At 64.2% G+C, this 14,742-nt stretch carries 9 protein-coding genes; 4 read left to right on the forward strand and 5 right to left on the reverse strand.

What is annotated here, in order from left to right; translation table 11 throughout:
- The first annotated feature begins 283 nt into the window (after positions 1 to 283).
- Entirely contained in the window at positions 284 to 4,192 is a 3,909-nt protein-coding gene (locus GE027_RS15370; protein WP_153558098.1) for a PVC-type heme-binding CxxCH protein, read from the forward strand.
- 968 nt (positions 4,193 to 5,160) lie between these two features.
- Here the strand turns inward: GE027_RS15370 and hisG are convergent.
- The 4 genes from hisG to proC all read right to left on the reverse strand — a co-directional run bounded on the left by hisG (position 5,161) and on the right by proC (position 7,566).
- A complete protein-coding gene (gene hisG, locus GE027_RS15375) occupies positions 5,161 to 6,003 on the reverse strand; it encodes an ATP phosphoribosyltransferase (RefSeq protein WP_237607576.1) in 843 nt (280 codons plus the stop codon).
- A 71-nt stretch (positions 6,004 to 6,074) separates the two neighbouring features.
- Entirely contained in the window at positions 6,075 to 6,455 is a 381-nt protein-coding gene (gene hisE, locus GE027_RS15380) for a phosphoribosyl-ATP diphosphatase (RefSeq protein WP_153558100.1), read from the reverse strand.
- Entirely contained in the window at positions 6,455 to 6,697 is a 243-nt protein-coding gene (locus GE027_RS15385; protein WP_153558101.1) for a hypothetical protein, read from the reverse strand. The genes hisE and GE027_RS15385 overlap by 1 nt, the downstream gene beginning before the upstream one ends.
- Before the next feature lie 50 nt (positions 6,698 to 6,747).
- Positions 6,748 to 7,566, reverse strand: coding sequence for a pyrroline-5-carboxylate reductase (gene proC, locus GE027_RS15390; protein ID WP_153558102.1), 819 nt, complete (start codon positions 7,564 to 7,566; stop codon positions 6,748 to 6,750).
- Positions 7,567 to 7,860: 294 nt separating this feature from the next.
- On the opposite strand from proC, the gene argB reads away from it, so the two are divergent.
- From argB to argF, 3 genes are all read left to right on the forward strand, one after another.
- Positions 7,861 to 8,727, forward strand: coding sequence for an acetylglutamate kinase (gene argB / locus GE027_RS15395; protein ID WP_153558103.1), 867 nt, complete (start codon positions 7,861 to 7,863; stop codon positions 8,725 to 8,727).
- Between the two features lie 101 nt (positions 8,728 to 8,828).
- The gene (locus tag GE027_RS15400; protein ID WP_153558104.1) at positions 8,829 to 10,496 is read left to right on the forward strand and encodes an aspartate aminotransferase family protein; all 1,668 of its coding nucleotides are present in this window, start codon (positions 8,829 to 8,831) and stop codon (positions 10,494 to 10,496) included.
- Between the two features lie 37 nt (positions 10,497 to 10,533).
- Complete coding sequence (argF, locus tag GE027_RS15405; protein WP_153558105.1) at positions 10,534 to 11,493, forward strand: ornithine carbamoyltransferase; 960 nt, start codon at positions 10,534 to 10,536, stop codon at positions 11,491 to 11,493.
- A gap of 270 nt (positions 11,494 to 11,763) precedes the next feature.
- Here argF and GE027_RS15410 read toward each other — a convergent pair whose 3' ends face one another.
- Positions 11,764 to 14,439 carry a DNA translocase FtsK gene (locus GE027_RS15410; RefSeq protein WP_153558106.1) on the reverse strand — a complete coding sequence of 892 codons (2,676 nt, stop codon included), beginning with the start codon at positions 14,437 to 14,439 and terminating at the stop codon, positions 11,764 to 11,766.
- Positions 14,440 to 14,742: the final 303 nt, after the last annotated feature.

Genomic DNA, 14,742 nt, shown 5'->3' on the forward strand with positions numbered 1-14,742 from the left:
AAACACCGTCGCTCTCCCCCACGGCTTCACTCGCTAAAGCTCGCGGCGCCGCGGGGGAGAGGGGAGAAAACACTGAATTCGACCGCTCCGAAAGCCGTACATAGATTCCGCTAGAGTCAGCAGTTCTGGAACCGGGGCTATCGCCCAAACGGCTCAGGACTTCGTTGCTTACCGCTGGGGGTGCTTCTTGAACGCTTAGGGATTCGGGATACGCTAGGGTTTTCGACCGCCGCGTCGACCTTGCTTGGCCGATGCTCCCCCCCCCGCAGAGCACCCCCACACAATGCGTATCGCGCTTTTTGCCGCGCTGGCATGCGTCTTTTCCTCGACTCCGCTTCTCGGCCAGAACGCTTCACCCGACTCGGCGTCTTCCTCCCAGCCGTCCGCGGTCCGCCGCGCCAACGATGATCGTCCGATCCAAGCGTTGCTCGTGACCGGTGGATGCTGTCACGATTACGAACGGCAGAAACGCATCCTGACTCGCGGGATCAGCGCCCGGGCCAATGTTCGCTGGACCGTCGTCCATCAGGGCGGCACGACCACCGACACGGCGATCCCACTGTACAACGATCCCGATTGGGCCGAGGGCTTTGACATCGTGGTCCACAACGAATGCTTCGCCAAAGTTCGCGACGCCGCCTTCGTCGACCGCATCCTGGCCCCGCATCGCAAGGGCACGCCGGCCATCCTGATCCACTGTGCGATGCACTGCTACCGCGTGGGCGACGATCGCTGGTTCGATTTCGTAGGCCTTCGCTCGCCCGGTCACGGACCGCATTACTCCTTCATCGTGGATAACCTGCGTCCGGATCATCCGATCATGGCCGGCGTGGGCGATTCGTTTGTGGCAGGTAAAGGAGAGCTGTATCACACGGTTGAAGTCTTCGATTCTGCGACGCCTCTGGCCCACGCCAAACGCAACAAGGACGGCGAGCCGCAAGTCTGCGTGTGGACCAACGACTATCACGGCACGCGAGTGTTCGCCACGACGATCGGGCATTACAACGAAACGATGGCCCAGCCCAATTATTTGGACATGGTGACCCGAGGCCTGTTGTGGGCGGTGGGTCGCGACCCGGCGGAACATTTTAAAGCGACCGATGCGGAAACCGACGCGGAAATCGAAGCCCTGGCAACAGCACCAACCGCCGACCAAGATTCGGCGGTGCTGCCGCAAAACTGCTGTGGCGATGGCAACGTGGCCTACGAAAAACCCGTCGTCGCCAAATCGACGCAGAACGGGCGCGATGCCAAGTACCTGACCGATGGGCGGCTGGACACGCGTTGGTGCCCTTCGGGTGCGCAAACCGGCGAATGGGTCGTGGTCGATCTGCAACAACCCTATCACTTGCGGGATCTGCGGCTGCACTGGGAACGCCGCGAAGGCGTGGCCTACCGCTACACCGTCGAAGGCTCGGCCGATCGAGAGCACTGGGAAACCCTGGTCGATGCGTCCGACAACGACACGCCCGGCGGCGTTCGCCAGCACACCGTCGACGCGGCCGACGTGCGATACCTGCGCGTCAACTTCCTGGGCGCAGCCAACGGCCTGTGGGGATCGCTGTGGGAACTGGAAGCAGGTACGGACGGACTTGCAGACCTCTCGTCGCTGACGCTGCCGGTTGATCGGCCGGTCAGCGTCACCGACGTCAAAGCTCCCGAAGGTTTCGAAGTGCGAATGTTCGCCCAGCCGCCGGAGGTGAATTATCCGGTTTGCTTGACCACGGCCGCTGGTGGCGAAGTCTTTGTGGGCGTCGACGAACAGGGGTCGCTGGGCAAACAGAGCGGGGGAGGGCGGGTGCTGCGCTGCATCGATACCGACGGCGACGGGCACGCCGACCAGGTAAACACCTTTGCCACCATGGATCATCCGCGCGGCCTGGTCTACGACAACGGTTCACTGTGGGTGCTGCATCCGCCGTACCTGACCGTTTACCACGACACCGACGGCGATGGCGTGGCGGACGAAAGCCGCCGCTTGATCGAAGGCATCAGTACGGACGAAGTGGCTCGCCGCGGCGCCGACCACACGACCAACGGCATCCGCATGGGAATCGACGGCTGGATCTACATCGCCGTGGGCGACTTCGGCTTTACCAAAGCCGCCGCCGCCGACGGCACGACGCTTTCTCGCCGCGGTGGCGGGATCGTGCGGATTCGCCCCGATGGCAGCAACATGGAGATTTTTGCTTGGGGCCTGCGAAACATTTTGGACGTTTCGATCGATCCCTTCATGAACATCTTCACCCGGGACAACACCAACGACGGCGGCGGCTGGGACATCCGCGTCTCGCACATCCTGCAATCGGCCGATTACGGGTATCCGTCGCTGTACAAGAATTTCACCAGCGAAGCGATGCCGCCGCTGGCCGATTACGGCGGCGGCTCCGGATGCGGGACCATGTACTTCCAGGACAGCCGCTGGCCGGCCGATTACAACGATCTGCTGCTGACCTGCGACTGGGGAACCAGTGAAGTCTACGCCCATCGGCTGCCCAGTAACGGCCCCACCTTCGAAGCCCATCAAGAAACCTTCCTCAAGCTGCCGCGACCGACCGACATCGACGTGGACGCCAGCGGCCGGATGGTGGTCAGCAGCTGGAAGAACGGCGGCTTCAGCTACTCCAATCCCAACGTCGGTTTTGTCGCTCAGATCCTGCCCGAAAACTACGTCCCCCATCCGCTCCCTCCGGTGCAAACGCTCGACGACGAAGCTCTGTTGTCGGCTTACGGGCACGAGAGCGCCGCGTGGCGTCTGACCGTCCAGCGGGAGTTGCTGCGTCGGGCCGCCGACCGTCCGGAACCTTTCGTCTCAGGACTGGCCGGTATCGCTGGCGACGACGACGCGGCGGGCACGGCACGCGCCGCGGCGGTGTTCACGCTGGGCCAGATCGAGCATCCCGCCGCCGCGGATCAGCTGCATCGCTTGCTCGGCGAGGATGCCGTGCGGGCTTGGGTGATTCGAGCGGCAACGGACAGTCGTTATCATCTGAACCTCGCTCCCGCCGAAGCCATCATCGCCGCGATGGACGATGAGAATCCACAGGTTCAAGCCGCCGCAGCGATCGCGCTGGGCCGTTTGTTCGCCGCCGGAGCGGAGTTCGCCGAAGAGGCCGATGGCGATGGCGATGGCGAACGCAGCTTACACCGCGGAGCCGCCGAGGCCCTGCTGTCGCGTTCGGTGCTGCCCGAGGCGCGGCCCACCGGCGAGGGCGACGATTGGCGCATCGCCCACCCCGAACGCGTCCTTCCCCACTTGGCCGTCAAAGCCCTGGTCAGCATGCGAGCGATCGACGCCTGCCTGGACGCGCTGGGCGGTCCGTACCAGAGCGGTGCCCTGTGGGCGCTGAAAGGCATGCACGACGCGAAAGCCGTCGACGGGTTGTTCGCCCAGCTGGGCACGGTGCGCGACGAACCGCTGCGCCGCGAGATCTGGACGACGTTGATCCGGTTGTACTACCGCGAAGCTCCGTTCGAGAAAGGTTGGTGGGGCACGCGTCCCGATACGACCGGCCCGTACTACGACCGGGCGACGTGGAGCGAATCGGAGCGGATCGCAAAAGCCGTGACCGTGGCGCTTCGCGAAGCCGACGAGTCGATGACGGACCACCTGCAGGAACAACTCCAGCGGCATCTGGTCAAGCTGGGCGAAGACGCGGGTGACGAGGCGATGGTAGCCGAAGAAAAAGCGATCGAGCTGCCGCCGGTGGATCCCAACAATCCGAACCAGATCGCCAACCTTCCATACGAGGACGTGCTTGCTCGAGCTTTGAGGGCTACTGGCGACGCCGACTCCGGACGGGACCTGTTTCGTTCGCAGTCCTGCATCAATTGCCACAGTTTCGCCAACGGCCAGCAGCCCAAGGGGCCACACCTGGTGGACATCGGCAAACGATACACGGCGGAGGAATTAATTGAATCGATGGTCCTGCCCAGCAAGAAGATCGCCCAGGGCTTCGACACCTGGGGATTTCTGATGGTCGACGGCCACGTGTACACCGGCTTTGTAGTCTTGGAGAGTGCCGAGACGGTGACGATTCGCCAGAACGACGGCGTGGCGATCGAACTGCTGCAGGACGACATCGAAGAGCGGTTCAAGCGAGAGGAATCGATGATGCCCAAAGGCGTCGTCGACAACCTCACCCCCAAGCAACTGGCCGACCTGGTGACGTACCTCCAGTCGCTGCATTAACAGTGGCATAGGCTTCCAGCCTGTGAGGCACGCCACCACCACCGGCCCAGGGCCCGCGACCGGTTGAGGTAGCGCCGCGGCGACCGGTGAGGTCGGAATCGTGGGGATGCGGACCAGCCGTGTTGGAACGGGCGGCGGCGATAGGCTCGGCGGTTCGAGGCCCGAGGCTAGCGCCTGCGGCTCAGGTGGTTATCGGCCTGCGAACATCGGCGGTGCCGCCGAGACCCTGAGCCGAACGCGCGCTTCGTCGGGTTTCATCCCGATCGCCTGCAGGAACCGTGGGCTAGCGCCCGAACGGCTGATGGCTGCAGGAACCGTGGGCTAGCACCCGAACGGCTGATGATTGCCGGAACCGGGGGCTAGCGCCCGAACGGCTGATGGCTGCCGGAACCGTGGGCTAGCGCCCGAACGGCTGATGGCTGCCGGGACCGTGGGCTAGCGCCCGAACGGCTGATGGTTGCCGGAACCGTGGGCTAGCGCCCGAACGGCTGATGGCTGCAGGAACCGTGGGCTAGCGCCCGAACGGCTGATGGCTGCCGGAACCGTGGGCTAGCGCCCGAACGGCTGATGGCTGCAGGAACCGTGGGCTAGCGCCCGAACGGCTGATGGCTGCCGGAACCGTGGGCTAGCGTCCGAACGGCTGATGGTTGCCGGAACCGGGGGCTAGCGCCCGAACGGCTGATGGCTGCAGGAACCGTGGGCTAGCGCCCGAACGGCTGATGGCTGCCGGAACCGTGGGCTAGTGCCCGAACGGCTGATGGCTGCCGGGACCGTGGGCTAGCGCCCGAACGGCTGATGATTGCCGGAACCGTGGGCTAGCGCCCGAACGGCTGATGATTGCCGGAACCGTGGGCTAGCGCCCGAACGGCTGATGGTTGCAGGAACCGGGGGCTAGCGCCCGAACGGCTGATGGTTGTAGGAACCGGGGCTAGCGCCCAAACGGCTCATGTGGGGCGGCCGCGGGAAAACTACAGCCGGCAGTTGGCGATGGCGGTTTCCAGGATCGCCGAGGCGCCGAGGGCTTCGAGCTGTTCCATCGAGGGGATGACGTCGCTGCGTTTGACCATCGCTCGGACCGAACACCACCGCTCGTCTTCCAGCGAGACGATGGTCGGCGAGTTGTAGCCCGGCGTGATCCGCTCGGCTTCGGGCAACTGATCCCGCGGGATGTTGTATTCCAGCAGCGAGTAGTCGCGGGCGATCGTGACGCCTTCGAGCCGCCGCACGATCCGGTCCGCGGTCTCGCTGTCGCGGCAGCTGTTGCTCTGGATCAGAACCGTTTCGTACCAATCGATTTCTTCCAGAATCCGCAACCGATTGGCCGCCAAGGTGCTGCCGGTTTCCACCAGGTCGACGATCGCGTCGGCCACGCCCAACTGGATCATCACCTCCACGCTGCCCGAGAGCGACACGAGATGCGCTTCGGCACCGAAGGATTCCAGGTAGCGGCGGGTCACGACCGGGAAACTGGTCGCGATCCGGGCGCCGTCCAGGTCGGCGGCCGACTTGAACGGGGATTCCTCCGGGACGCAGATGGCCAGCCGGCAACGGCCGACGCCCAGCGGCATGCGGATCAAGTCCTCGGCATCGGCTTCGGCCGCCAGGTCGCTGCCGGTGATCCCCATATCGATGGCGCCTTCGGCGCACAGCGTGGGGATGTCGTCGGTGCGGAGGAACGTCAGGTCCACGGGCAACCCGCTGACCCGCGCGAACAGGCCGCGGTTCTGGCGGCGGAATCGCAGACCGGCCTGGCGGAGCAGGTCGCCGGCCAATTCGCTCAGCCGCCCCTTGCTGGGCAAACCGATACGCAGATTCTCTCGGGACTCCGCGGGATTCGCGGAGCTCGCCGCCCCAGCGGAGGGACTCGGTACAGTAGGATTCGTCATTCGGTGGATTCTTTCTTGGCTCGGTTAGCTTTCTCGACCAGTCCCGATGTGCCTTCGCGTCGCTCTAGTTCCTTGGCCACGTCGTCGATGTCAACGCCTCGCCAGGCCAGCAGGACCATGGTGTGAAACAGCAGGTCGGCCGCTTCGTAAACAAAGTGCGCCCGTCCCTCGGCGGTGTCTGCTTCGCCGCCCGCTTCGATCAACTCTTCGGCTTCTTCGCGGATCTTGCCGGCGATCTTCTCCAGGCCGCCGTCGAGCAGTTTGGTGGTGTAGGAGCCCGGCGGCCGCTCGTGGGCTCGCCGGGCCAGCGTATCCATCAGGCGCCGCAGGGCCAGCACGTGTTGGGAGTCGGATTCGGATTCAGAGGAAGCACCCATTAAAATTCGCCGCCTCCCATCCCGCCAGCGTCCATATCGCCATACCAGCGATTCAGGGCGTCGATCAGGCGGTCGCGTTCTTCGCGGTTGGCCCACAGGGAATCATCGGCTTCCAGACGAACCTCGTAACGGCCTTCGCACATACAGTCCTCTTCACCACAGAAGTGGGGCGTGTCGGACACCCACAGGATCCGGTACAGCGGTAGATGTTTATCGTCGATCAGACACAGCGGCGAATCCACGGCATTGACTCCCTCGGGAAAAATCACTTTTCTGGCGGGACACGACCCGATCAAGTGTCCAGGCCCAGGGCTTTGCTGCGCGCCGCGGTGGCTTGGACGGCTTGGATCATCGCGTTCCTGATCCCATTCTGCTCCAAGCTCGCCAAGCCAGCAATGGTTGTTCCTCCGGGACTGGCCACGGCGTCTTTGAGGGCCGCGGGATGCTCGCCGGTTTCCTGCACCAACTTGGCGGCCCCCAGCACCGTCTGGACGGCCAATTGTTGGGCCAGCGGACGCGGCAGCCCGGCGGCCACGCCCCCATCGGCCAGGGCTTCGATGATCACGAACACATAGGCCGGCCCGCTGCCGCTGACCCCCGTGACGGCGTCCAGCAGTTTCTCGTCCACCTGGTCCGCCACGCCGATGGCGCCAAAGATCTTGGCCACGGTGTCGGCCTGTTGCTTGCTGACGCCTTGGGCACAGCTGTAGGCCGACGCTCCGGCCGCGACCAGGCAGGGCGTATTGGGCATGACCCGCACCACGCAGTCGCTGTCCAACACCTCTTTCAGCGTTTTCAGCTGGACGCCGGCGGCCACCGAAATCACCAACCGCCCCTTCCACAGCCCCGCACACTGCCGGGCCAGGTCGGCGATGCCGGCGGGTTTGACCGCGATAATCACGGTCTGCGCGTTTTCCACGGCCGCCGCAGGCTCCTCGGTGACCGACACCTCGGGCAACCGTTCGCCCCACCACTGGCGGTTGTTCACGTTGCGGTCGACCACGGTGACGTCGGCGGCGTCGATCACGCCCGCGGCCAACATCCCCTCGATCATCGCCCGACCCATCTTGCCGCCACCGACCAGGGTGAGCTTGCCTTCGATTTTATTCATGCTCATCCAATCTCAATCGCAGCCACGATCGTGATCGCCGCTGCGCATCCCAAGGTTCCAAGGTTTTCCAGTTCGACTGAGGTTTTCCAGTTCGACTGACTCCAGAGCTGATTCGGCCGCTCCGGCGGCATCGCTGCGATCAGCCGTACATGATTGACAATAGGCCTTCTGTGCTCCTAGATTGATCGGTTTTTCCGATCTCGAACAGTCCCCCCAAATCTCGTCTCTGTGGTTCACGCAAGTCCATCGGAACTGTTCCAATCTCCTCCTTTCGTCCGTGGGAGCACCCGCAACGTGGAAGAAGCCATTCAGAAAGCCAACACGTTGATCGAGGCGATGGGATGGATTCGTCGATTCCGCGGCAAGACCACCGTCATCAAACTCGGCGGCAGCCTGCTGGACGATGAACAGGCGCTGCAGCACATCCTGGTCGATGTGATCTTTATGGAAACCGTGGGTATGCGTCCGGTGCTGGTCCACGGCGGGGGCAAAGCCATCACTCGAGCGCTGCAAAAAGCCGGCATCGAACCGCACTTCGTCAAAGGACGCCGGGTCACCGACGAACCCACCCGCGACATCGTCCGCACGGTCCTGGCCGGCGAGTTGAACGAGTACCTGACCCAGCAGATCGAATACCTGGGCGGCCGCGGGATGAACCTCTCGGTGCACACGACCAACGTGCTGTTCGGCCGTCGCCTGCAACTGGATACCGGCGACGACCTGGGATACGTGGGCGAAGTGACCCGCGTCGAACGGCAGGTCATCGAAGGGCTGTCCTACACCGACCAGGTTCCCGTGATCCCCTCGATGTGCGTCGACGAAGCGGACGGCCAGCATCTGAACGTCAACGCCGATACCGCGGCGATGGCCGTGGCCGAAGCGTTGGGAGCGGAGAAATTAATCTTTCTCAGCGACGTCAACGGCGTCCGCCGCGACAAGGACGATCCCGAATCGATCATCAACAGCCTGACCGCTGGCGAAGCCCGCGAATTGATCGCCCAGGAAGTGATCGAGGGCGGGATGATCCCCAAAGTCGAAGCCTGCCTGGCGACGCTGAATCGCGGCGTTGGCAAAGTCCACATCATCGACGGCAGCCTGCGACACTCCTTGCTGTTGGAAATCTATACTACCAGCGGCGTCGGTACCCAGATCGTGCCGTAAGCCCAAAAGTAGCACGGCCGTCCCCGGCCGTGACCCACACCGCCCTCGGCTGGGGACAGTCGAGCTACGATCCCGTCATTCCCTCCTGAACGCTCCCGACGATGAACGCAGCCCCTCGCGACGACGAAGCGTTTGCAGATGACCCCGACGGCGAGTTGCCGGAGGAGGCCGAGGCACCGGCCGCCGAGGATGCTCCGGCCGCCGAGGATTTGCACAGCGAGGAAGCGAGCGAGTGGGCTGACGAGCAAGCGGAGTCCGACGTGACGGACGACGAGTACGCCGACGAAGCGGACGAAGAGTACGCGTACGAGCCGGACGAAGAGTACGCCGGTGAGCACGACGACGACGAGCACGAGCACGAGCACGAGCACGAGCACGAGCACGAGCACGAGCACGAGCACGAGCAGGAGCAGGAGCAGGAGCACGACGACGACGAGCAGGAGCTGCACGAGTTCGCCGAAGCCGATCCCGACACCACGTCTGCCGACGAAGCCGCCGGGCAAGCCGAAGCCGCGGCGGAAGCCGAAGCGGCTGGGGAAGATGGCGATTTCGACGAACCGGTCGCGGACGATGCCGCGGACGAAGCCGCGGACGAAGGGTCAGCCGAGGACGCGTCCGGCGCCGGCCAAGCCGCCCCGGTCCCGGCGGTCGAGCGGGCGGCGGGGCTCGCACGCATCCTGCCAGCCGGTCAGACCATCGACCTGTTTCCCGATCCCGCCCGGTCGCTCCTCGGGGATGCGGTACGCTTTGTGGCCGACGCCCTGCAGGAACAACTGCCGGCTTTGCTTGTCCAGCCTGCGGCGAACTCCGAGCTTCAGCGGTCGCTCGTCGCCCAGCTGACCGAGCGGACGTTTGGCGAGACCGCCGTGCTGACCGCCGCAGCGGATTTAGCCGTCGAATGGGCGATCGCCGCGGCACGGGTTTACGGGTCGGGGCAAAAGTACAAGATCATCACCTTTGTCGGCGACGATCATGGGCGAACCCTGGCGGGTCTGGCCGCCGGCGGCGAGCCGCAGCGTCAGTCCGGTCTGGGACCGCTGGTAGCCGGATTCTCGCACTGTCCGCTGGGCAATGCGGCGGCCGTCGCCGAAGCGATCGACGAGGAAACCGCCGCGATCCTGCTCCAGCCGCTGCAGGCCGGCGACGGTTTGCGTGCCGCCGACACTGCGCTGCTCGTTCGCTTGCGTCAGTTGGCCGACGAGCACGGACTGTTGTTGATCTTTGACGAAAGCCAATTGCCGGTCGGGCTGAGCGGTCGCTTCAGCTACGCTCTGAACGAGCACACCCAGCCCGACATGCTGGTCCTGGGCCAGGGGTTGGCCGCCGGCTTGCCGCTGGGCGCGGTCGTCCTTTCGACTTCGCTGGCGTCCTCGCTGCCGTCGCATCCCGCCCTGGTCACCCCGCCGCTCAGTCCCGTCGTCGCCGCTGCGGCGATGGCCACGCTGCAGTGCCTGGACCAGCGAGGTTTGCTGGACCAGGCCGCTGTGACCGGCGAAGCCTGGGGCGAGGACCTGAACAAGCTGGCCGAAGACTTCGAATTCGTTCGCCAGGCTCGCGGTCGAGGTCTGCTGCGAAGCCTGGAGCTGGACATCCCGGCCGAACCGCTGCAGAGGGTGCTCGCCGAACAGGGCATCCGCGTCGGCACGGCGGGTCCTCAACACCTACGGATGCAACCCGCCCTGGATGTCGACGCCGCGGCGCTCGAGCAGTCCGTCCAGATCCTGCACACGCTTTTCCAAACCATCGAACGCGAACCCGCTCTCGGCTGACGCGTCTCTGTCACTTTTCCTTCCACCCCGACCGACCATGCGACACCTGCTCACCCTTTTCGATCTGACGCCCACCGAAGTCCGCACCGTGTTGTCCACCGCGGTGCACCTCAAACGCTTGCTGCGCGACGGTCATCGTCCGCCGATCCTGGCCGGCCAAACCGTGGGACTGCTGTTCGAAAAACCCAGCTTGCGAACCCGCGTCAGTTTCGAAGCCGGGATGAATCAGTTGGGCGGCGGCAGCCTGTTTCTGGGCGAGGACGTGGGCTGGGGCAAGCGTGAGTCCCCGGCGGACTTCACCCGTGTCCTGGGTCAATTCCTGGACGCCGTGATCTGTCGCGCCAAGAGCCACGACCGCGTCGAGGAACTGGCTCGCTTCGAAGCGGTTTCGGTGATCAACGGCCTGACCGACCTGTCGCATCCCTGCCAGGCGTTGGCCGACATCCTGACCGTCGGCGAAGTGTTCAGCGGTGGCGACGACTTTCATTTCGACGCCCTCCGCGGCCGGCACGTGATGTTCGTCGGCGACGGCAACAACGTCGCTCGATCGCTGGCTCTGCACTGCGCGATTCTGGACATGCCCTTCACGCTGGCTTGCCCCGACGGCTATGCGATCGACGACATCTGGCTGCAGCGCGTTCGCAACGCGTATCCCAATGCCCAGATTTCGCGAGTCGAAGATCCGGGCGATGCGATTTCCGATGTCGACGTCATCTACACCGACGTCTGGACCAGCATGGGGCAGGAAGCCGAGGCCGCCGAGCGGCGAAAGATTTTCGCGCCCTATCGCGTCGATGCCAAGCTGATGAGCAAAGCCCCCAAGACCGCCTGCGTCCTGCACTGCTTGCCCGCGGTCCGCGGCGAGGAGATCACGCAGGAGGTGATCGATGGCCCGCAAAGCCAGATCATCCGTCAGGCCGGCAACCGCATGCACGCCCAGAAAGGCCTGCTGGTCTGGATGCTGGCCCCGAACTGGGTCAGCGAACACGTCAAGTAAACCAGCGGCATAGGCTTCCAGCCTGTGAAACGTAGTGGCATAGGCTTCCAGCCTGTGAAACGTAGTGGCATAGGCTTCCAGCCTGTGAAACGCATCATCTCGTACTTGTACTCGTACTCAGGGCGCAGCCCGGTACTCGTACTCGCCCCAAAGCTATTGCCAGATTGAGCCGGTCACGGCGAGTACGAGCACCGCTGTGCTAAGGACGAACTGAAGAGCCGCCTGGCGGAAACAACCGGGGCTATCGCCCAAACGGCTCAGGGGGCCAGCTCACACGTCTTCCCATTCCTCTTCGGCTTCCTGCTCGTCGATGCTTTCTTCTTCCTCGTCCTCTTCCTCCGGGCGGTCGTCGTCGGCGGTGGTGGAAGGTTCGATGCCCTGCATCGCTTCCCATTCGGCCAGGGTCATGATCACATCGCGGGCCTTGGAGCCGTTGTAGTGTCCGACGATGCCATCTTCGGCCATGAAATCGATCAGCCGAGCGGCTCGCCCATAGCCGATCCCGAGGTTTCGCTGCAGCAGTGAGCAACTGCCGCGACCTTCGCGGATCACGACGTCGACGGCGCTTTCGTACAGCTCGTCGCGAGCCCGGATCGCATCCGCCGTCACCGCTTCGCCGCTGCCTTCCTGGTCGACCTTCAACGTCATCAGCTCGCCCACGAAGTTCTGTTCGCTGCCGTCGCTACAGTGGCTGCAGACGGTGTCGATTTCCTCGTCGGAAAGGAACGTCCCCTGGCCGCGGATCAGGGTGCTGGTCCCGGGCCACAGGAACAGCATGTCGCCGTTGCCGAGCAATTTATCGGCGCCGTTCTCATCCAGCACGACGCGGCTGTCGGTCTTGCTGGCCACCTGGAAGGACAACCGGGCGGGCAGGTTACTTTTGATCAAACCGGTGATCACGTCCACGGTGGGTTTCTGCGTAGCCAGAATCAAGTGGATCCCGACGGCGCGAGATTTCTGTGCCAACCGGATGATGTGTTGTTCGACGTCCTTGCCGGCGGTCATCATCAGGTCGGCCATTTCGTCGGCCACGATCACGATAAAGGGCAGGTGATCGGGTACGTCGTTCATGTGGTCGGGATCGTCGATCTCCAGCCGCCGCGCCAGTTCCTCGCGGCCCAGGGCGTTGTAGCTGTTGATGTGCCGCACGCCGACCTTGGCCAACAGCGAGTAACGTTCCTCCATCTTGTCCACAGCCCACGCGAGGATCGCTTCGGCCTTCTTCATGTCGGTGATCACCGGATGCATCAGGTGCGGCAGTCGCCCGTAGCCGCTCAGCTCGACCATCTTGGGGTCGATCATCAACATCCGCACTTCATCGGGCCGGCAGGTCATCAGGATCGAAGCGATGATGGCGTTCAAACACACGGATTTACCGGTACCGGTTCGCCCGGCGATCAACAGGTGCGGCATCTTGGCCAAGTCGACCGTCATGGCGTTGCCCGAGACGTCCTTGCCCAGGAAGATCGGGATGTTCATCTTGCCGGTCGACTGCCCGGCTTCTTCGATCACTTCGCGCAGGCGGACGACCTGGCGAGTTTCATTGGGCACCTCGACACCGACGGTGTTCTTACCGGGAATCGGCGCCACGATCCGCACGCTGGGCACACGCAGGGCGATGGCGACATCGTCGGCCAAGCCCGTGATCTTGCTCAGCCGCAGCCCGGCCTCCAGGGAGATTTCGTACTGCGCGATCACCGGTCCGGTTTCGATCTCCACGACGCGGACTTCGAATCCGAAACTCTTGAAAGTTTCCTCCAGGATCTGGGCCTTGCGACGGACTTCGCGGAGCTGGTCGTCGTAGCAGATATCGTCGGATTCGGTCAGCAGCTCCAGGCTGGGCAAGCGGTACTCGTCGACGCCATCGGGCAGGGCTTCGCTGACGTTGTCGAAGACCTGTTGGCGTTCATCGGCCGCGCGTTTGGGTTTGCGGACTTTAACCTTCGGGACCGGGTGGGCCGCGTCGGCCCGCACGGCGACTTCTTCGTCGTCCATCTCCAGGACGCGCACCGACGTGGGGACCTCTTCGACCTCGCCCCCTTCTTCGTCGTAGTCGCTGGCCAAGGCCGCCTCGTCGTCTTCTTCCGGCACGGCGTCTTCGTGCTCGTCCATCTCGTCCACTTCGTCCGCCGAGCTCGTCCGCTCGTCCAGCTGGCGTCCGCGGATTTTGATGGCCGGTTCGCCCGTCTCGCCCGCCTCGCCTGCTCGCCCCTTCGAATCCAGGGGTTCGACCGCATCCAGCGGCGCAGTTGCTTCGCCATCGGCCAGCTCGACTTCGCCGGCGTTCTCCGCGCCATCGGTAAAGGGTTTGCGCCGCCGCGCCGGCAACACCCCGCGCACCCGCCGCAGCCCGCCGCGCGAGGCCGCTGCGCTGCCGACCAGAGCCACGCGTCCGGCCTGCAGCAACACATAATCGGTCGTCAGCAGCGTGCCGAACGCCAACAGGGTCAGCGTCAGGATCCAGGTTCCGAAGACCGCAAAGTGCTCGCTCAACCAAGTACTGGTCATCGCTCCCAGATACCCGCCGGGCCCTACCACGGGCATTCCGGCCGGTCGCCACGGCGACAGCGTGGCGGCGGTTACCAGAGCGACCAACACGATGGTCCCGCCCAGACTGCGCATCGCCGGGGCGTGGACGCCGCCGCGTACGAGCAGATTCCCCGCCAGGGCACCCAGTCCCAGCACCAACAAACTGGCACCGATCCCGGTCGCCTGCAGCAGGGCCGACGACACCAATGCCCCCCAGTAACCACAGGCGTTGTGGATCGTCGGGTTGGTGGGGTGCACGCTATTGGTGGGCGAATAGATCAGGCTGAGCGGCCACACCGGGGTATCGACATGGTCCGCCGGATCATGCGTCAGCAGCGAGACGGTCAGGAACAGCGTTAACGCCGACAGCGCGATGGCCGTCAGATCGCGTCCCATGTGGCGTGGATTCTCTGACATCGGTCCTTCGAGGTAGGCAGAAGATGCACTGTCCTCCTCTTATCGGCTACGACCAGCCTCTGAATTGACGCCGCCGGCACGCCGTCCCTACAACCGCTACCGACCGGTTGTTCGTAGCGAACCAGGCCTGGCCCCGAAGAGCTTTTGGTCGCTTCCGACCTGCGTTCACCGTCGCTGCCGGTCCATTGCTGCCATCGGATCCGCGAAATCGCTTGCGACTTGAGTCAGCGACCCGTTACAATTTCCCAGAGATGTGCCGCTGGCTACTCTGCGGCTCAGTTCAACTTCGTTCCTCAGGGCAAA

This window comes from Roseimaritima sediminicola (assembly GCF_009618275.1).
GTDB lineage: Bacteria > Planctomycetota > Planctomycetia > Pirellulales > Pirellulaceae > Roseimaritima > Roseimaritima sediminicola.